The 18,090-nt window shown below is 59.5% G+C and carries 19 protein-coding genes; 11 read left to right on the top strand and 8 right to left on the bottom strand.

Annotated features, from left to right (window positions below; all coding sequences use genetic code 11):
* Window positions 1–120 precede the first annotated feature (120 nt).
* The 4 genes from AC3I65_RS23795 to trpE all read left to right on the top strand — a co-directional run bounded on the left by AC3I65_RS23795 (window position 121) and on the right by trpE (window position 4,389).
* The gene (locus AC3I65_RS23795) at window positions 121–1,269 is read left to right on the top strand and encodes an iron-containing alcohol dehydrogenase (protein ID WP_047228058.1); all 1,149 of its coding nucleotides are present in this window, start codon (window positions 121–123) and stop codon (window positions 1,267–1,269) included.
* Window positions 1,270–1,347: 78 nt separating this feature from the next.
* On the top strand, window positions 1,348–2,022 hold the full coding sequence (rpe, locus tag AC3I65_RS23790; RefSeq protein WP_047228057.1) for a ribulose-phosphate 3-epimerase: 675 nt from the start codon (window positions 1,348–1,350) through the stop codon (window positions 2,020–2,022).
* Entirely contained in the window at window positions 2,019–2,837 is an 819-nt protein-coding gene (locus tag AC3I65_RS23785; RefSeq protein ID WP_047228056.1) for a phosphoglycolate phosphatase, read from the top strand. The genes rpe and AC3I65_RS23785 overlap by 4 nt, the downstream gene beginning before the upstream one ends.
* A gap of 70 nt (window positions 2,838–2,907) precedes the next feature.
* Window positions 2,908–4,389 (top strand): anthranilate synthase component I, encoded by a 1,482-nt coding sequence (trpE, locus tag AC3I65_RS23780; protein WP_305466874.1) that lies wholly within the window; start codon window positions 2,908–2,910, stop codon window positions 4,387–4,389.
* Window positions 4,390–4,496: 107 nt separating this feature from the next.
* Here the strand turns inward: trpE and estP are convergent, their stop codons facing one another.
* Window positions 4,497–6,404, bottom strand: a complete 1,908-nt coding sequence (gene estP / locus AC3I65_RS23775; protein WP_047228054.1) for an esterase EstP — start codon at window positions 6,402–6,404, stop codon at window positions 4,497–4,499.
* A gap of 410 nt (window positions 6,405–6,814) precedes the next feature.
* Here estP and AC3I65_RS23770 point away from each other — a divergent pair, with 410 nt between their 5' ends.
* Genes AC3I65_RS23770 through AC3I65_RS23755 form a run of 4 tightly spaced genes read left to right on the top strand, consistent with a single transcriptional unit; the run spans window position 6,815 to window position 10,003 of the window.
* The gene (locus AC3I65_RS23770; protein ID WP_047228053.1) at window positions 6,815–7,408 is read left to right on the top strand and encodes an aminodeoxychorismate/anthranilate synthase component II; all 594 of its coding nucleotides are present in this window, start codon (window positions 6,815–6,817) and stop codon (window positions 7,406–7,408) included.
* Between the two features lie 9 nt (window positions 7,409–7,417).
* Window positions 7,418–8,467, top strand: coding sequence for an anthranilate phosphoribosyltransferase (gene trpD, locus AC3I65_RS23765; RefSeq protein WP_092400967.1), 1,050 nt, complete (start codon window positions 7,418–7,420; stop codon window positions 8,465–8,467).
* Window positions 8,464–9,300: an indole-3-glycerol phosphate synthase TrpC gene (gene trpC / locus AC3I65_RS23760; protein ID WP_047228051.1), complete on the top strand. Its 837-nt coding sequence runs from the start codon at window positions 8,464–8,466 to the stop codon at window positions 9,298–9,300. Before trpD ends, trpC begins: the two co-directional genes overlap by 4 nt.
* Window positions 9,301–9,304: 4 nt before the next feature.
* The gene (locus AC3I65_RS23755; RefSeq protein ID WP_047228050.1) at window positions 9,305–10,003 is read left to right on the top strand and encodes a lipoate--protein ligase family protein; all 699 of its coding nucleotides are present in this window, start codon (window positions 9,305–9,307) and stop codon (window positions 10,001–10,003) included.
* Here the strand turns inward: AC3I65_RS23755 and crp are convergent.
* On the bottom strand, window positions 10,000–10,644 hold the full coding sequence (gene crp / locus AC3I65_RS23750; protein WP_047228049.1) for a cAMP-activated global transcriptional regulator CRP: 645 nt from the start codon (window positions 10,642–10,644) through the stop codon (window positions 10,000–10,002). The two genes, AC3I65_RS23755 and crp, sit on opposite strands and share 4 nt — an antisense overlap.
* A gap of 234 nt (window positions 10,645–10,878) precedes the next feature.
* Here crp and AC3I65_RS23745 point away from each other — a divergent pair, with 234 nt between their 5' ends.
* A complete protein-coding gene (locus AC3I65_RS23745) occupies window positions 10,879–11,301 on the top strand; it encodes an OsmC family protein (RefSeq protein ID WP_003206127.1) in 423 nt (140 codons plus the stop codon).
* A 239-nt stretch (window positions 11,302–11,540) separates the two neighbouring features.
* Window positions 11,541–12,335: an adenosylmethionine decarboxylase gene (gene speD / locus AC3I65_RS23740; RefSeq protein ID WP_047228048.1), complete on the top strand. Its 795-nt coding sequence runs from the start codon at window positions 11,541–11,543 to the stop codon at window positions 12,333–12,335.
* Between the two features lie 127 nt (window positions 12,336–12,462).
* Here speD and coq7 read toward each other — a convergent pair whose 3' ends face one another.
* The 6 genes from coq7 to hemJ form a co-directional block, all read right to left on the bottom strand.
* Complete coding sequence (coq7, locus tag AC3I65_RS23735) at window positions 12,463–13,110, bottom strand: 2-polyprenyl-3-methyl-6-methoxy-1,4-benzoquinone monooxygenase (RefSeq protein ID WP_047228047.1); 648 nt, start codon at window positions 13,108–13,110, stop codon at window positions 12,463–12,465.
* Between the two features lie 74 nt (window positions 13,111–13,184).
* Window positions 13,185–13,523 carry a histidine triad nucleotide-binding protein gene (locus AC3I65_RS23730; RefSeq protein WP_003316306.1) on the bottom strand — a complete coding sequence of 113 codons (339 nt, stop codon included), beginning with the start codon at window positions 13,521–13,523 and terminating at the stop codon, window positions 13,185–13,187.
* Window positions 13,524–13,605: 82 nt separating this feature from the next.
* Entirely contained in the window at window positions 13,606–14,394 is a 789-nt protein-coding gene (locus AC3I65_RS23725) for an SDR family NAD(P)-dependent oxidoreductase (RefSeq protein WP_047228046.1), read from the bottom strand.
* A gap of 62 nt (window positions 14,395–14,456) precedes the next feature.
* Window positions 14,457–15,413, bottom strand: a complete 957-nt coding sequence (locus AC3I65_RS23720; protein ID WP_047228045.1) for a DUF805 domain-containing protein — start codon at window positions 15,411–15,413, stop codon at window positions 14,457–14,459.
* Window positions 15,414–15,465: 52 nt separating this feature from the next.
* Window positions 15,466–16,434, bottom strand: a complete 969-nt coding sequence (locus AC3I65_RS23715) for an NAD(P)H-dependent flavin oxidoreductase (RefSeq protein WP_076383441.1) — start codon at window positions 16,432–16,434, stop codon at window positions 15,466–15,468.
* 36 nt (window positions 16,435–16,470) lie between these two features.
* Window positions 16,471–16,902 carry a protoporphyrinogen oxidase HemJ gene (gene hemJ / locus AC3I65_RS23710; RefSeq protein WP_047228043.1) on the bottom strand — a complete coding sequence of 144 codons (432 nt, stop codon included), beginning with the start codon at window positions 16,900–16,902 and terminating at the stop codon, window positions 16,471–16,473.
* Between the two features lie 134 nt (window positions 16,903–17,036).
* Here hemJ and argC point away from each other — a divergent pair, with 134 nt between their 5' ends.
* On the top strand, window positions 17,037–18,071 hold the full coding sequence (gene argC / locus AC3I65_RS23705) for an N-acetyl-gamma-glutamyl-phosphate reductase (RefSeq protein ID WP_047228042.1): 1,035 nt from the start codon (window positions 17,037–17,039) through the stop codon (window positions 18,069–18,071).
* Window positions 18,072–18,090 lie beyond the last annotated feature (19 nt).

Genomic DNA, 18,090 nt, shown 5'->3' with positions numbered 1-18,090 from the left:
CATCGCGAGCAGGCTTGCTCCCACAGGGGATTTGCGGTGTATTCATGGGCTGAATGGAAGACAACCTTAAATACCGAGCTATCCTTGTGCCAGCCCATACGCGAATAAGAGGCCGCGCACATGAGTCTTTCCTCATTCAAGATCGCCCACAAACTGATCACCGGTGCGGCTGCCATCGAGCAACTGGCGGCCGAGCTGACGCGGCTGGATGTCGATAACCCGCTGATCGTCACCGACGCTGCGCTGGTCAAGTCCGGCACCGTGGAGCTGGCGCTGCAGCATCTGGGCGGGCGCGACTACGAAATTTTCGACCGGGTCATGCCGGACCCGGAAATCGCCATCGTTGAAGACTGCATGCAGGCCTACCGTGACGGCGGCCATGATGGCTTGATCGGCCTGGGCGGCGGCAGTGCCATCGACATTGCCAAATGCGTGGGGGTCTACGCCGGTTACCACGGCGAGCTGCAGGATATGTTCGGGGTCGATCAGGTCCCGCGCAAAGGCGCGCCCATGATCGCCATCCCCACCACGGCCGGGACCGGCTCTGAAGTCACCAACGTGGCCATCCTCTCCGACAAGGCCGCGCAACTCAAGAAAGGTATCGTCAGCGATTATCTGCTGCCGGACGTGGCGCTGGTCAGCCCGCAGATGACCCTCACCTGTCCCCGGAGCGTGACCGCCGCCAGTGGCGTCGATGCACTGGTGCATGCCATCGAGTCCTACCTGTCGCTCAATGCCTCGCCGATCACCGATGCCTTGGCTATCGGCGCAATAAAACTGATCACCCGCGCCTTGCCCAAGGCCTACGCCAACCCCGCTCATTTGCAAGCTCGCGAAGACATGGCCACTGCAAGCCTGATGGCCGGCATGGCGTTCGGCAATGCCGGGGTCGGGGCGGTACATGCGCTGGCGTATCCGCTGGGGGGGCGCTTTCACGTGTCCCATGGTGTGGCAAACGCCTTGTTGCTGCCGTATGTCATGGCGTGGAACAAGATGGCTTGCGTCGAGCGCATGCGCGACATTGCCGAAGCCATGGGCATAAAGACCGCGCACCTGAGTGACCTTGAAGCCGCTGACGAAGCCGTGGAGGCCATGGTTGCGCTGTGTGCTGCCGTGGAAATCCCCCAGGGCCTGAGCAGCCTTGGGGTGACGGACGAAGTGATACCGTCCATGGCGGTGGAAGCAGCCGGGATCGAGCGATTGATGCGCAATAACCCACGCAAACTGAGCGCCAGCGATATCGAGAAGATCTACCGCGCGGCGTATTGATCGTCTGCCACGGTGGGCGCGCCAAATCTTGAGGTATACAATGCGCGCCATCGTGATTTCGCTCAAAACAGGTGCGTCATGCAGCCCTTCGCTATTGCTCCGTCGATTCTCTCCGCCGACTTCGCCCGCCTGGGCGAGGAAGTGGACAACGTTCTGGCCGCCGGCGCCGACATCGTGCACTTCGATGTCATGGACAACCATTACGTACCCAACCTGACCATCGGCCCGATGGTCTGCGCAGCGCTGCGCAAGTACGGCGTCACGGCGCCGATCGACGCGCACCTGATGGTCAGCCCGGTGGATCGCATCGTCGGCGACTTCATCGAGGCCGGTGCCACCTACATCACCTTCCACCCCGAAGCCACCCAGCACATCGACCGCTCCCTGCAGTTGATTCGCGAAGGCGGATGCAAGGCCGGCCTGGTGTTCAACCCGGCCACGCCCCTGGACGTGCTCAAGTACGTGATGGACAAGGTCGACATGATCCTGCTGATGAGCGTCAACCCCGGCTTCGGCGGGCAGAAGTTCATTCCTGGTACCCTCGACAAGCTGCGCGAAGCCCGCGCGCTGATCAAGGCATCGGGCCGTGATATCCGCCTGGAGATCGACGGTGGCGTGAACGTCAATAACATCCGCGAAATCGCAGAGGCCGGTGCCGACACCTTTGTCGCAGGCTCGGCCATTTTCAATGCGCCGGACTACAAAGAGGTCATTGAAAAGATGCGTGCCGAACTGGCCCTGGCCCGTCTATGAGCGGCTTTGAGCAGCTGTTCCCCGGCAGCCTGCCGCGTCTGGTGATGTTCGACCTCGACGGCACGCTGGTCGACTCGGTGCCGGACCTGGCGGCGGCCGTGGACAACATGCTGCTCAAGCTCGGTCGTCCGGCCGCCGGAATTGACGCCGTGCGCCACTGGGTCGGCAACGGCGCGCCCATGCTGGTGCGGCGGGCCTTGGCCAACCATATCGATGCCCAGGGCGTCGATGACGCCGAGGCCGAGCGGGCGCTGGAGTTGTTCAACGAAGCCTATGAAGGCAATCACGAACTGACGGTCGTCTACCCCGGTGTGCGTTCCACCCTCAAGTGGCTGCACAAGCAAGGCGTGGAAATGGCCCTGATCACCAACAAGCCGGAGCGCTTTGTCGCGCCGCTGCTGGATCAGATGAAAATCGGTCGTTATTTTCGCTGGATCATCGGTGGCGATACCCTGCCACAGAAAAAACCTGACCCGGCCGCGCTGTTTTTCGTGATGAAAATGGCCAACATCCCGGCCTCTCAATCGCTGTTCGTCGGCGACTCGCGCAGCGATGTGTTGGCGGCGAAAGCCGCCGGGGTCAAATGTGTGGCACTGAGCTACGGCTACAACCATGGCCGGCCGATCGCCGAAGAGTTTCCCGCGCTGGTGATCGACGATTTGCGCCTGTTAATTCCCGGTTGCCTGGACCCGGCCGCTGAGATAACGTTGCCCGACGCTGTTCAATCCTCTTCTGGAAACGCCATCGTGGTGGTCACTCGCAAACTCTGGATGAAAGTCATGAAGGCCCTGGCCCGCTGGCGTTGGCGCGCCTGACCTGATCCTGGCCGGTTATCCGGCGCGTTTGCATACCTGACTGTCAGCTCCTCCTGCCACGAGGCACACCATGATCCGCGAAGAATTCCTGCGTCTAGCCGCTGCCGGCTATAACCGTATCCCGCTTGCCTGCGAAACCCTGGCCGACTTCGACACGCCGCTGTCGATCTACCTCAAGCTGGCCGATGAGCCCAACTCATACCTGCTCGAATCGGTGCAGGGCGGTGAGAAATGGGGCCGTTATTCCATCATCGGCCTGCCGTGCCGCACGGTGCTGCGGGTCCATGACCATCGTGTCAGCGTGACCCATGACGGCGTCGAGATCGAAAGCCTGGAGGTCGAAGATCCGCTGGCCTTCGTCGAAACCTTCAAGGCTCGCTACAACGTGCCTACCATCCCCGGCCTGCCGCGGTTCAACGGTGGCCTGGTGGGTTATTTCGGCTACGACTGCGTACGCTATGTGGAAAAGCGTCTGGGCACCTGCCCGAACCCGGACCCGCTGGGCGTGCCGGACATTTTGCTGATGGTCTCTGACGCAGTGGTCGTCTTCGATAACCTCGCCGGCAAGATGCACGCCATTGTCCTGGCCGATCCGTCCCGGGAAGACGCCTACGAGCAAGGTCAGAAAAGTCTTCAGGCGCTGCTGGAAAAACTCCGGCAGCCGATCACGCCGCGTCCTGGCCTGGATTTCAGCAAACAGTCGGCGGCCGACCCGGTGTTCCGTTCCAGTTTCACTCAGAACGATTACGAAAGGGCCGTCGATACCATCAAGGAATACATCCTGGCCGGCGACTGCATGCAAGTGGTGCCGTCGCAACGGATGTCCATCGACTTCAAGGCCGCGCCCATCGACCTGTACCGGGCACTGCGCTGTTTCAATCCGACGCCTTACATGTACTTCTTCAATTTCGGTGACTTCCATGTTGTGGGCAGTTCACCCGAAGTGCTGGTGCGGGTCGAAGACAACCTGATCACTGTGCGGCCTATCGCTGGCACCCGCCCTCGTGGGGCCACGGAGGAAGCCGATCGGGCGCTGGAAGAGGACCTGCTGTCGGATGACAAGGAAATCGCCGAGCACCTGATGCTGATCGACCTGGGCCGCAATGACACCGGGCGCGTCTCGGAAGTCGGTTCGGTGAAGCTCACCGAAAAGATGGTCATCGAGCGTTATTCCAACGTGATGCACATCGTCTCCAACGTCACGGGCCAGTTGAAGGCCGGGCTGACGGCGATGGACGCCCTGCGGGCCATCCTGCCGGCAGGAACGTTGTCTGGCGCCCCGAAAATCCGCGCCATGGAAATCATCGACGAACTGGAGCCGGTCAAGCGTGGGGTGTACGGCGGGGCCGTGGGCTATTTTGCCTGGAACGGCAACATGGACACTGCCATTGCCATCCGCACCGCCGTCATCAAGGACGGTGAGCTGCACGTGCAGGCCGGCGGCGGGATCGTGGCCGACTCGGTGCCGGTGCTGGAGTGGGAAGAAACCCTGAACAAGCGCCGGGCAATGTTCCGTGCCGTGGCGCTGGCCGAGCAGACCCCAGGCGACTGAAGGGAAGCTGATCAACTGTGGGAGCGAGCCTGCTCGCGAGGCGATGCATGTGTCGAACATGCCGGCCTCATCGCGAGCAGGCTCGCTCCCACACAGGGTTATCTCGATCAGAAATCCAGGCTGACCCCGACATTCACGCCCTGCTGGGTAAAGTCATCGTCCTTGCGCAGCGTATAACCGCCCCGCAGGGCCAGATCGTTGGTCAACTTGTGGCTGACCCCCAGGCTCAGGCGATTCAAATGACTCTGCGGCGTATAGCCTTCAAGCGTGAAATCATTGGCCGGCAGACTGTTGAGGGCGATGTTCACTTTTTGGGTGTCGTCTTCGTACTCGCGTTCGTGGGCATATTCGCCATACACCTGGGTCTGACGGGTGAAGTTGTATTTGCCTTGCAAGCCAATGCCCAAGCGTTTCGAGTCGCGGGTCTGGTCATCGAAAGTCAGGGCGGTGGAGCGGCTGCTCTTTTCTGAATACCCGTCGACTTCCACCTTCGCATAATCGGCGCTGATAAACGGTGACAGGTGCCACTGACTGCCCGGCTGGGCGATGTCGTAGCCCAGGCGCGTGCTGAAGGCCCACAGGTGACCGTCGGTGTCACCTTTCTCTTGCGCCTGGTTGACGCCCAGGTCGAACTTGCGCTCCAAGTTGTCGTAGTCGAGCTTGCCGCCGGTCAACGCGGCATCGGCCCACCAGCGGTTCTGCTGGAACTGGGCGAAAGCGGTGGCCAGGTAGCTGTTGAGTTTGTAGTCCGAATCGGCGCTGCCTGCCTCCATGTCCTGGCGGTAGAAACCGGCGGCTACACCCACGCGCCAAGCCTCGTTGAGACGATAGCTGCCACCGACGTTCAGGCTGTAGCCGCTGCCGTCGGCGCTGGCGCCACTGCTTTGGCTGTCGATGTCCAGGTGCTGGCCGCCGCCTGCGACGATCGCCCGCCATTGGCCGACGGCTTGCCAGTTCTCCCAGTCCGATTGCCACTGGCTGCGTAATTCATCCTGGTGGGCGCGCAGGGTCGAGTGGGCCATTTCCGGCAGCAATGTCAGCTCCCATGGCGCCGCGAGCAGGGAAAAGGCGTAATCGGCGATCAGTTGCTGTCCGGTCTCGGTGGGGTGGACCGAGTCGTTATAGATCAGCTTGGTGGGGTCTGGCGTCGCGCTGTTGATGCCATAGGTGGGGTTTTCCGTGCAGCCGTTGCCGCTGAAGCAGGTGGCGGTGAGGTTCTCGCCGGTGGCGAGGCCGAATCGTGCTGGATCGGCGAAACTTTCCTGCAGCAGTAGCGGAACGTTCAGTGGAATGATTTCGGCATCAATGCCTTGCAGCCGCGTGACCAGTTGCTGGTTGAACTGGTTGCTGAGCTGCGAAACGGCGTCTTGCAAAGGCGTGCCATTGAGCGCAGGGGTCAGGCCCAGGTCGGGCAGCAGCCAGACCATCACATAACGGGCTCCGGCGGTTTGCAGCACCTGGACACTGTCGGCCAGGCGGTCCGCGGCGGCGTTCGCCTGGGCGGGGGTCAGTACCAGACCCTGGAGGAAGTCGTTACCGCCCCCGGAAAGGTAGTACAGCGCGTTCGGGTCGGCACGCAGGCCGTTGGACAGCAGGTATCCGTCACGGCTGCGTTCGCCAGTGTCGGAAACGCCGGTAATCGACTCGAGGATCTGGTCGGTACGATACCCGCCCACGGCCCAGTTGTTGCCATCGGCCTGGCCTTCGCTGGCACGAACCGCCGAGGTGGATGCCGCGGTTTCATCATCGGAAAAGCCCAACCGTCCGCCCAGCAGTTGGGTGGAATTGAGGGAATAGGATTCGCCGCTTCCGTCGAGATAGAGCGGGCCGGTGCGGTTGGTAAAGCGTTGCGTGGCCCCGGACGGACCGTCCGGGTCGGCAAACTGGCCGGCATCGTTGAGGCTGTCGCCAAACACGATGAAGCTGGAGTAGGGATTGGGCGCGGCGCTCGCCTGGGCGCAGGCCATTGCCAGCAGACAGCCGGCCATTGGTACGAACAACGTTTTTCTTAGCATGAGAAAGTCCGTTTTTATCTTATTGTTGTTAGAAAACGAAACGACAGTACCAAAAACTTCCGGCGTTTTGCCATCCATCAGGCTCGTCGCGATTGTTTCAAAGCCCTTCGGGGGTCGTCATATTGCGTGCACCGTCCAGCTAAGCTACTGTGCCGGAACGTATGAACGAGACTTCCCCTGTGTCGATTGTCAGCAAACTTCTGGATCAATTGATCAAGGCACACGCCCGTTGGCGTTGGCGCGCCTGAACGTTCTCTGCCGGCCTGGCCGGACCTGTACCGATTTGCCTTCTTTACCCGCTTGAAAGTCGCTTCGCTGGCCCATCACACGCCTCGCCAAGCGCAACACCGCGCGGGTCACTCTCCGAAGGCTGTATTTCAAGTCAGTGAATTCAATAGGTTGCTTACGCCATGTTGCTGATGATCGATAACTACGACTCTTTTACCTACAACGTTGTGCAGTACCTGGGCGAGCTGGGCTCCGAGGTCAAGGTCGTGCGCAACGACGAACTGACCATCGCCGAAATCGAAGCCCTCAAGCCCGAGCGCATCGTGGTCTCTCCCGGTCCTTGCACGCCGACCGAAGCGGGCATTTCCATCGAAGCCATCAAGTATTTCGCCGGCAAGCTGCCGATCCTGGGTGTCTGCCTGGGGCACCAGTCGATCGGCCAGGCCTTTGGCGGCGACGTGGTGCGCGCCCGGCAAGTCATGCACGGTAAGACTAGCCCGGTATTTCACGAGAACAAGGGCGTGTTCGAAGGTCTGAATCTTCCGCTGACCGTCACCCGCTACCACTCCCTGATCGTCAAGCGCCAAACCCTGCCAGATTGTCTGGAGCTGACCGCCTGGACTCAGCTCGAGGACGGCTCTGTGGATGAAATCATGGGGCTTCGTCACAAAACGTTGAATATCGAAGGCGTGCAATTTCACCCCGAGTCTATTCTCACCGAACAGGGTCACGAGCTGTTCGCCAACTTCCTCAAACAAACCGGCGGCACGCGCTAAGGACTTTTCATGGATATCAAGACAGCCCTGAGCCGTATCGTCGGCCATCTCGACCTGAGCACCGACGAAATGCGCGATGTGATGCGCGAAATCATGACCGGCCAATGCTCGGATGCGCAGATCGGCGCGTTCATGATGGCCATGCGCATGAAGAGCGAGAGCATCGATGAGATCGTCGGCGCGGTTTCGGTCATGCGCGAGCTGGCGGACCAGGTCGAACTCAAGACCCTGGATGGCGTGGTGGATGTGGTGGGCACCGGCGGTGACGGCGCCAATATCTTCAACGTTTCCACGGCCTCGGCCTTCGTTGTCGCCGCGGCCGGTTGCACCGTTGCCAAGCATGGCAATCGTGCGGTCTCCGGCAAGAGTGGCAGCGCCGACCTGCTGGAGGCGGCCGGGATCTATCTGAACCTGACGCCAGTACAGGTGGCGCGTTGCATCGATAACGTGGGCATCGGTTTCATGTTCGCCCAGACCCACCACCGCGCCATGAAGTACGCCGCCGCGCCGCGTCGTGATCTGGGCCTGCGGACGATGTTCAATATGCTCGGCCCGCTTACGAATCCGGCCGGCGTGAAGCATCAAGTGGTCGGTGTGTTCAGCCAGGCATTGTGCCGACCCCTGGCCGAGGTCTTGCAGCGTCTGGGCAGCAAGCACGTGCTGGTGGTCCATTCGAAGGATGGCCTGGACGAATTCAGCCTGGCTGCACCCACGTACGTGGCTGAATTAAAAAATGATCAGATCAGCGAGTATTGGGTCGAACCTGAAGACCTGGGCATGAAGAGCCAGAGCCTGCATGGGCTGGCGGTGGATGGGCCGGCCCAGTCGCTGGAGCTGATTCGCGATGCCTTGGGGCGCCGCAAGACTGAAAATGGCCAGAAGGCCGCCGAGATGATCGTGCTCAATGCGGGCGCCGCGTTGTATGCGGCGGATCACGCCAGCAGCCTCAAGCAGGGCGTGGAACTGGCCCATGATGCGTTGCACACCGGCCTTGCCAGGGAAAAACTCGAAGAGTTGGGTGCATTTACCGCCGTATTCAAAGTGGAGAACGAAGGATGAGTGTGCCAACGGTTCTGGAAAACATTCTGGCTCGCAAGGCTCAAGAGGTTGCCGAACGCAGTGCTCGGGTCAGTCTGGCAGAGCTGGAAACCTTGGCGCGGGCAGCGGATGCGCCGCGTGGCTTTGCCAAGGCGCTGATCGATCAGGCCAAGAGAAAGCAGCCAGCGGTGATTGCCGAAATTAAAAAGGCTTCCCCCAGCAAAGGCGTGATTCGTGAACACTTCGTCCCCGCCGACATCGCCAAGAGCTATGAGAAGGGCGGTGCGACTTGCCTTTCGGTGCTGACCGATATTGATTTTTTCCAGGGCGCCGATGAATACCTCAAACAGGCGCGGGAGGCGTGCAAGCTGCCGGTGATTCGCAAGGATTTCATGATCGATCCTTACCAGATCGTTGAAGCCCGAGCCCTGGGCGCAGATTGCGTGCTGTTGATTGTGTCCGCCCTGGACGATGTGAAAATGGCCGAGCTGGCGGCGGTCGCCAAAGGCGTGGGCCTGGATGTCCTGGTAGAGGTCCACGATGGCGAGGAGCTGGAGCGGGCCTTGAAGACCCTCGATACTCCGCTGGTCGGGGTGAACAACCGTAACCTGCATACTTTCGAAGTCAGCCTGGAAACGACTCTGGATTTGTTGCCGCGTATTCCGCGTGATCGCTTGGTGATCACCGAGAGCGGGATCCTGAACCGGGCCGATGTCGAACTGATGGAAGTCAGCGATGTGTATTCGTTCCTGGTGGGCGAAGCGTTCATGCGCGCGGAAAATCCGGGTACCGAGTTGCAACGTCTGTTCTTCCCTGAACGCGGCGTTCCGATAAGCGGCTCGACGCTGGATTGATTCAATGTCGCCGGTGATTTCCCTGACCGTCGAAGCCGGTCTGCAAGCCGAACAGGATTTGCTGGCCAGCATCTGTGCAGGCGACGCTGAGTTCGGCTTGTTGTTCTGGCAGCCCAATGATCGCGCGCTGGTCATGCCTCGTCGTTTGAGTCGTTTACCGGGGTTCGAACACGCCTGCCAAATCTCGGCGGCCCACGACTGGCCAGTGCTGCTGCGCGAAACCGGCGGTGAGCCGGTGCCGCAGTCTGCCGCCACCGTCAATATCGCCCTGGTTTACGCTCCGCCGCGTAGTGAAGGCGACCATGGCCGCATCGAAACCGGTTATCGCCGGTTGTGTGATCCGATCTGCCAGTTATTGGATGAGCTGGGTGGGGTGGCTTCGTTGGGTGAAGTCGAGGGTGCGTTCTGCGACGGTCGATTCAACGTCAATCTCGACGGCCGGAAAATGGTCGGCACTGCTCAGCGCTGGCGTCAGAGCAAGGGCGGCCAACGCCCGGTGGGTCTGGTGCATGGAGCCCTGTTGCTGGAGAACGAACGCGAATCGATGGTTGCCGCGGTCAATCGTTTCAATGAAGCCTGTGGCCTGGCGCAGCGAGTGCGCGCCGAGAGTCATATTGCCTTGCATGAAAAATTCCCGGCGCCTCACGCGTTGCAGCGGCTTGAGGCGCTGTACCGGGAACTGCTGACCAGGCTGCTCGCCTAGCGCGTCCCAAAGACCACCATGGTCTTGCCTTTGACGCTGACCAGGTTGCGCTCTTCCAGATCCTTGAGCACACGACCGACCATCTCCCGCGAGCAACCCACAATCCGGCCGATTTCCTGGCGCGTCACCTTGATCTGCATGCCGTCCGGGTGGGTCATGGCATCGGGTTGCTTGCACAGTTCCAGCAAGCAGCGGGCGACGCGACCGGTCACGTCGAAGAAGGCGAGGTCGCCCACCTTGCGGGTAGTGTTGCGCAGGCGCTGTGCGATTTGTCCGCTGAGGACGTAAAGAATGTCGGGATCCTGCACCGACAGTTCCCGGAACTTGCTATAGCTGATCTCCGCGACCTCGCATTCGACCTTGGCCCGTACCCAGGCGCTACGTTCCTGTTCTTTGCCTGCCTGTTCAAACAATCCAAGTTCGCCGAAGAAATCCCCGGCGTTGAGATAGGCGATGATCATTTCGCGACCGTCATCATCCTCGATCAGGATCGTGACCGACCCTTTGATGATGAACGACAGGGTGTCGGAGCGATCGCCCGCGCAGATGATGTTGTGCTTGGCTGGATAGCGGCGACGCTGACAATGCATCAAGAGTTTGTCGAGATTCTTGATCTTGGGTGTGGGAGTAATGGCAACCATGGTTGTATCCCGAAAGACTGCGCGGTGTATTGATTTGGATTTTTTGTGGGGCGCGAATGGCAATCGCTATAGCTGGCCATACGCCAGCTAATTGGCGCCAGCTTAACAGAGGCGTCCTTAATTGATTTGAGAATTTACCTACACGTATTTGTCATGCGTCCTAAGGCAGAAGCCGCCGTGGCGGGGGGCTGTGCTAAGCTGGCGACCCTTTTTTCAGACAGTGGAGTCTTGGCGATGAAGGCACGCATCCAATGGGCTGGCGAAGCCATGTTCCTCGGTGAGTCAGGTAGCGGTCATGTGGTCGTCATGGATGGCCCGCCAGAAGCCGGAGGTCGGAACCTGGGTGTAAGGCCGATGGAAATGCTCCTGCTGGGCGTGGGTGGTTGCAGTAATTTCGATGTGGTCAGCATCCTTAAAAAATCGCGCCAGGCCGTCGAAAGTTGCGAAGCCTTCCTGGAAGCGGAGCGCGCCACCGAAGACCCGAAAGTGTTCACCAAGATTCACATGCATTTCGTGGTGAAGGGGCGTGCCTTGAAGGAAGCCCAGGTCAAGCGCGCCATTGAGCTGTCAGCCGAGAAATATTGCTCGGCTTCCATCATGCTCGGCGCCGCCGGTGTTGAAATCACTCACGATTATGAAATCATCGAATTGGGTTGAATCGACATCCAACCATCATAAAAGCAGTGCAAGCTCTGGCGATCAGAAGCCGACCTCTGCATAATGCGCCACTTTTTTCAGGGCAGTGATCGGTCCTCCGGCCGGTCCCTTGTCTGGACAGACAACCAAAATCGCCATCGCGAAGAGGTGTTAACCGTCCTACGCAGGTGCGTCGTTCGCATCTGACGGGCATGCTTGATCACGCGGCCAGGCCGCAATACATAGAGAGTTTTCAAACGGTGAAAAGCAAACTCAAGCTCCATGGGTTCAATAACCTGACAAAGACCTTGAGCTTCAACATCTATGACATCTGCTATGCGGAAACCCCGCAGGACCAGCAGGCCTACGTCGAGTACATCAATAAAGAGTACAACGCCAAGCGCCTCACGCAGATCCTCACGGAAGTTGTCGATATCATTGGTGCCAACATCCTGAACATCGCCAGTCAGGACTATGAACCCCAAGGCGCCAGCGTGACCATTCTGATCTCGGAAGAACCGGTGACACCGACCGACAGCCAGATCGAAGAGTCCCCGGGCCCATTGCCGGAAATCATCCTGGCCCACCTCGACAAGAGCCACATTACGGTACATACCTACCCGGAAATCCACCCGGTGGATGGCATTGCGACGTTCCGTGTGGACATTGACGTGTCGACCTGTGGCGTCATTTCACCGCTCAAGGCACTCAATTTCCTGATTCACCAGTTCGACTCGGACATCGTGACGGTGGATTATCGCGTGCGTGGCTTTACCCGCGACGTTGAAGGCCACAAGCACTTTATTGATCACGAGATCAACTCGATTCAGAACTATCTCTCCGAAGACACTCGCGACGCGTATCAGATGACCGACGTGAACGTGTATCAGGAAAACCTGTTCCACACCAAAATGCTGCTCAAGAACTTCGAGCTTGATAACTACCTGTTCGGGGACGCTACCAGCAACCTTTCTGCTGAACAGCGGGATCAGGTGGAAGACCGTGTGAAACACGAGATGCTGGAAATTTTCTACGCGCGCAACATGCCACGCTGAAGGTTTCAGCTACAAAAAAGGCGGCTCCCCATGGGAGTCGCCTTTTTTAGTTTCTGTAGAACGTGGATGAACGCACAGGCCTGCAACGCTGTGGCGTGGGTATAACCCCTTCGCCACCCTTGCACGATCAGATTCGATAGGTGCTCTTGGTCATGACCTTGGCCAGCAGGCTCATGCCGAACTTCACCGGCGCTGGAAAACGAAACCCTCCGGCCTCGAGCGCACTTTCGGCGTGCTGCTCTTCATCCTCGCGCATCTGCTTGAGAATCGCCCGGGACTTTTCGTCCTCGGCCGGCAACTGCTCCAAGTGCTCATTCAGGTGTTTGCACACCTGATGTTCAGTGGCCGCCACAAAGCCGAGGCTGACTTTGTCGCTGATCAGCCCGGCCACTGCACCGATTCCAAATGACATCCCATAAAACAACGGGTTCAGGACGCTGGTATGGCTGCCCAGTTGGTGAATGCGTTGTTCGCACCAGACCAGATGGTCGATTTCTTCCTCGGCGGCATGCTCCATCGCCTCACGTACCTGGGGCAGCTTCGCCGTCAGCGCCTGGCCCTGATACAGCGCCTGGGCGCAGACTTCACCGGTGTGGTTGATGCGCATCAGCCCAGCGACATGGCGGGTTTGCTCGTCACTCATTTGCACGTCTGGCTGCACGATAGCCGGCGATGGACGGTAGGGCTGACCACTGAAGGGCAGCAGCGTACGCATCGCGGTATCAGCTTGCAGCAGTAGACGGTCAATCGGTGAGTAGTGACGTTGGGTAGTCATGCTTACCTCCGGGAAAAATCTCGGCGGCCAGTTTAACTCAATCGGCCGCTCAGGATTTGCGTTGGGTCAGGGTATCAACCCGGCGGCCAGTTCATCTGGCGCTGCCCAAGCACATGCATATGAATGTGATAGACGGTCTGTCCCCCAAGTTCATTGCAGTTCATCACCACACGAAAACCTTCTTCGCAGCCCAGTTCAAGCGCCAGGCGCTGGGCAGTGAACAGGATATGCCCGGCCAAGCCTTTGTCTTCTTCGGTCAGATCATTGAGCGTGCGGATCGGTTTCTTTGGGATGACCAGGAAATGCACAGGTGCTTGAGGGGCGATGTCGTGGAACGCCAGAACTTGATCATCTTCGTAAATGATCTTGGCCGGAATCTCCCGGTTGATGATCTTGGTAAACAGAGTATCCACAGCTGTTTCTCCATTGGGTTAGTCGAGCTTGAGTGTACTTAAGGCGCGATTGGCGAGCCCGGTTTTTCACGGGAAAAGGCATTCAGCGGGGGCAGCAGGCCTTGTTGGTCATGCCGGCAATCGTGCGAACCAGCCATCGCGGGCCCAGTCGCGGCAACGCCGCCAGCCAGCGATTGCGGCGCCCAGGAATGATGATCGCCCGGTTTTTTTCCAGTGCGCGCACGGCATACAGCGCGACTTCCTCCGGGCTCATCAGGGTTTGACTGTCGTTGAATTTCTGTTCATTGAGCTGCGCCCGGGCGAAAAAGCCGGTTCGTGTCGGGCCAGGGCAAAGCACCGATACCTTTATTGCGCTTTTTTTCAGCTCGACCCGCAGGGCTTCGGAGAAATGCAGCACGTAAGCCTTGCTGGCGTGATAGGTGCTCATCCAGGGGCCAGGCTGGAACGCGGCGATCGATGCAACGTTCAGGATCTGGCCACCGCCCTGCAGCGCCATGCTGTTGCCCACCGAGTGACAGAGCCGCGTCAAGGCGAGGATGTTGACTTCGATCAGGTCCTGCTCGGTCATCCAGTCCTGGCCCAGGAACGGCCCGCTGGTGCCGATACCGGCACAATTGACCAGCAGGTCGATCTGTCGCTCGCCTTCTTCCAGCTCGAGCAGAAAGCCTGAAAGCCTCAGCGGTTCTCCCAGGTCACAGGCCCGGAACAACACCTCCACGCCAAAACGCTGAGTCAGTTCGATTGCAATACTTTCCAGCCGATCACGCTGTCGAGCCACCAATATCAGGTCGCGACCGCGGCGGGCGAGTGCTTCGGCCATTGCCAGGCCAATGCCACTGGAGGCGCCAGTGATCAGAGCGTAACGGGTCATGCAGTTCTCCATCGCAACGGCCCGTCACCAGTGTACTGAGCTGTCACCGGCACGAAGCGCGCTTATTGTTCCTCTTCATAGTCTACAGAAGGCGCAGCAGGCTCGGCTGCTTCGACGGCTGGTTCTGCAGTGTCTTCATCAATGAGCTCGCTGCTCTCATAGCTGCTCAAGGAACTGCTGTCGTATTCCTCTGTGATGCCGCTGAATGCACCGGCCATTGCGGCAAGGAAAGCCACCACGATCATGACAATCCACAGTGACGAAAGTACCTTGACCGCAGTGCTGTTGGGCGGCGGCGGGGGGCCATAGCGATTGGCGCCGGTGTTGCCGGGCAAGGCCATGAGTACGAAGGGGAAGACACTGCCCACGAACGGCACCAGGTTGAGCAGCCACAACCACCCGGACCAACCCAGGTCGTGCAGGCGCTGGACGCTGAACTGGATGCTTACATAAGCAAAGCCCAGTGCGATGATCAGTCCCAGCAGGCCGCCGACGATCATTGCCGCTGTGGAGCTGGAGGCGAGGAACCAGGTCACGCCCAATGAAAAGGCTGTGCCCACCACAAACAGCATGACCAGCGTCAAGGCCATGGTCCAGCCCAGGAAGCGCAGTCGTCCGATGCGCCCATCGAAGCTGAAGGGCTTGAGCGTGCTGTACTCGGCCATTGCCTCACCCACCTCGGCTCGGGGTGGCGCGTAGGGCGATACCGGGTCGATGATGGAGTCCGGGTGGCGTCCGTTCGACGGCGGCGAATGCTGTACCTCGTCCAGGTTCAGTTCGAGGGAAGGTTCGGCTTCGATTCGTGCATCGATCCCGCTCTTGTTGAGAGCCTCCAGGTACTTCTGCGCTTCGGCCTGGGACAGGTTGCTTTTAAGCGCCACCTTGCGCCCGCTGAACAACCGCTCAATGGCACTGACATCGCTTTTGAACAGTTCAGCCAGGTTGAGCTTGGCTGTGGTGGTTTCGACACCCGGCAGCAGGGCTCCATCGAATACGATATTGAAACGGGTTTCGCTCATGCCAGGCATCCTTGTCTCATAAGGTTAAGCAATGGTTTTGATCCGGTTGATTTCAGCGGGGCCATTGGCCGCCGAGTTGTGTCGCGCGGGCCAGCGCTTGCCGGTATTCTTCATCCAGGCGTGTCACTAGCTGATCGACACTTGGCAGATCATGGATTTCACCCACGCCCTGGCCTGCGGACCATACGGTTTTCCAGGCCTTGGCTTCGTCGTTCAGTGGCTTGAGTTTGGAACCGAAATCCACCTCGCCCTTGCCCTGCAGGGCGGCCAGGTCGAAACCGGCGTTTTCCAGGCTTTGGCGCATGAAGCTGGCCGGCACTCCAGACACCGCAGGAGTATGCACGATGTCTGCGGCTCTGGATGTGAGCAACATCTCTTTATAAGCGTCAGGCGCATGGCTTTCGGTCGTGCCGATGAAGCGTGTGCCGAAGTAGGCCAAATCCGCGCCAAGCAGTTGGGCGGCCAGAATCTGATGGCCGTGGTTCAGACATCCCGCAAGCAGCAGGGTTTTGTCGAAGAACTGGCGGATTTCGGCGACCAGTGAGAAAGGGCTCCAGGTCCCGGCGTGGCCACCTGCGCCGGCGGCGACCGCTATCAAGCCGTCGACACCGGCTTGGGCAGCTTTCTCAGCATGACGGCGCGTGGTGACATCGTGGAATACCAGCCCACCATAGCTGTGAACCGCATCCACCAGTTCTTTCACGGCGCCCAGGCTGGTGATGACAATCGGCACCTTATGTTCGATGCAGATGGCCAGGTCGGCCTGAAGTCGTGGGTTGCTATGATGGACGATCAGGTTCACGGCATAGGGTGCCGGGTTTTCCATTGTTGCCAGGCCCGCTTCGATTTCTTCCAGCCAAGCCTTGAAACCACTGCTTTCGCGCTGGTTCAGCGCCGGAAAGCTGCCGACGATTCCGTTGCGGCAGCAGGCCAGTACCAGCGGTGGATTGGAAATCAGAAACATCGGCGCTGCCACGACGGGCAGGCGCAAACGTTGTTCAAGCAGAGCGGGCAGCGACATCGGAAGTACCCCGGATAAGGTGGTGCTGATTGAAAGTTAGAACGGCCGAACCACGACCAGAATTACGATAGCCAGCAATATCAGAACCGGCACTTCATTGAACCAGCGATAAAAGACATGGCTGCGGGTGTTTTCGCCACGGGCGAAGCGCTTCAATTGCGCGCCGCACATATGGTGATAGCCGATCAGCAATACCACCAGGGTCAGCTTGGCGTGCATCCAGCCGCCTTGAGTGAAGTAGGCACTGGCGTTGAGACTCAGCAGCCAGATGCCGAATACGAGGGTGGCGATCATCGCCGGCCCCATGATGCCGCGATACAGCTTGCGCTCCATGACGATGAAGCGTTCTTTGCTGACGCTGTCTTCGCTTTGGGCGTGATAGACGAACAGGCGAGGCAGGTAGAACAGGCCGGCGAACCAGCAGACCATGCTGATGATATGAAGTGCTTTGAGCCATAGATAGAGCATTTTTTTGTATTCCCAGATTCACGGTAGCCCGATAGTAGAGGCTAGAGCGGCCACACGTCACCTTGGCGGTTGTCGCCGGGCCGCGCGGCCCCTATCATCGACAGCTTTCCAGTGGGTTCGTTGAGGGCAGGTATATGGTCAAGGTCGGTATCGTCGGCGGCACGGGTTACACCGGTGTCGAACTGCTGCGTCTGTTGGCACAGCATCCGCAGGCTGAGGTGGTGGTCATTACCTCCCGATCCGAGGCTGGACTGGCCGTCGCCGACATGTATCCGAACCTGCGGGGCCATTACGACGGCCTGGCGTTCAGCGTTCCGGACATCAAGACCCTCGGGGCCTGTGATGTGGTGTTCTTCGCCACGCCTCACGGTGTTGCCCATGCCCTGGCAGGCGAGCTGCTGGCCGCCGGGACCAAGGTCATCGACCTGTCGGCAGATTTCCGTCTGCAGGACGCTGAAGAGTGGGCCAAATGGTACGGTCAGCCACACGGTGCGCCAGATCTGCTGGACGAGGCGGTCTACGGCCTGCCGGAAGTCAATCGCGAGAAAATCAGGCAGGCACGGTTGATCGCTGTCCCGGGCTGCTATCCAACGGCAACGCAACTGGGTTTCCTGCCGCTGCTCGAGGCGGGGCTTGCTGATGCGTCGCGTCTGATCGCCGACTGCAAGTCGGGTGTCAGCGGTGCCGGCCGTGGTGCCAGTGTCGGCTCGTTGTACTCCGAGACGTCGGAAAGCATGAAGGCGTATGCCGTCAAAGGCCACCGTCATCTGCCGGAAATCCGCCAGGGGCTGCGTCGCGCGGCAGGCAAGGATGTCGGCCTGACTTTTGTGCCGCACCTGACGCCGATGATTCGGGGCATTCACTCCACGCTGTACGCAACCGTCGTCGACCGTTCCGTAGACCTGCAAGCGTTGTTCGAGAAGCGTTACGCCAACGAACCGTTCGTCGATGTGATGCCGGCTGGCAGCCACCCTGAAACTCGTAGCGTACGCGGCGCTAACGTTTGCCGGATCGCGGTGCATCGCCCACAGGATGGCGATCTGGTAGTGGTGTTGTCGGTCATCGATAATCTGGTCAAAGGCGCGTCCGGCCAGGCTGTGCAGAACTTGAACATCCTGTTCGGGCTGGATGAGCGTCTGGGTCTGTCCCACGCTGGGATGTTGCCTTAACTCCAATCTGAGGCTGCAA

It is taken from the genome of Pseudomonas sp. N-1-13, from assembly GCF_057787095.1.
The sequence above is the reverse complement of the archived record's forward strand: the minus strand, read 5'-3'. Positions and strand labels throughout refer to the sequence as shown.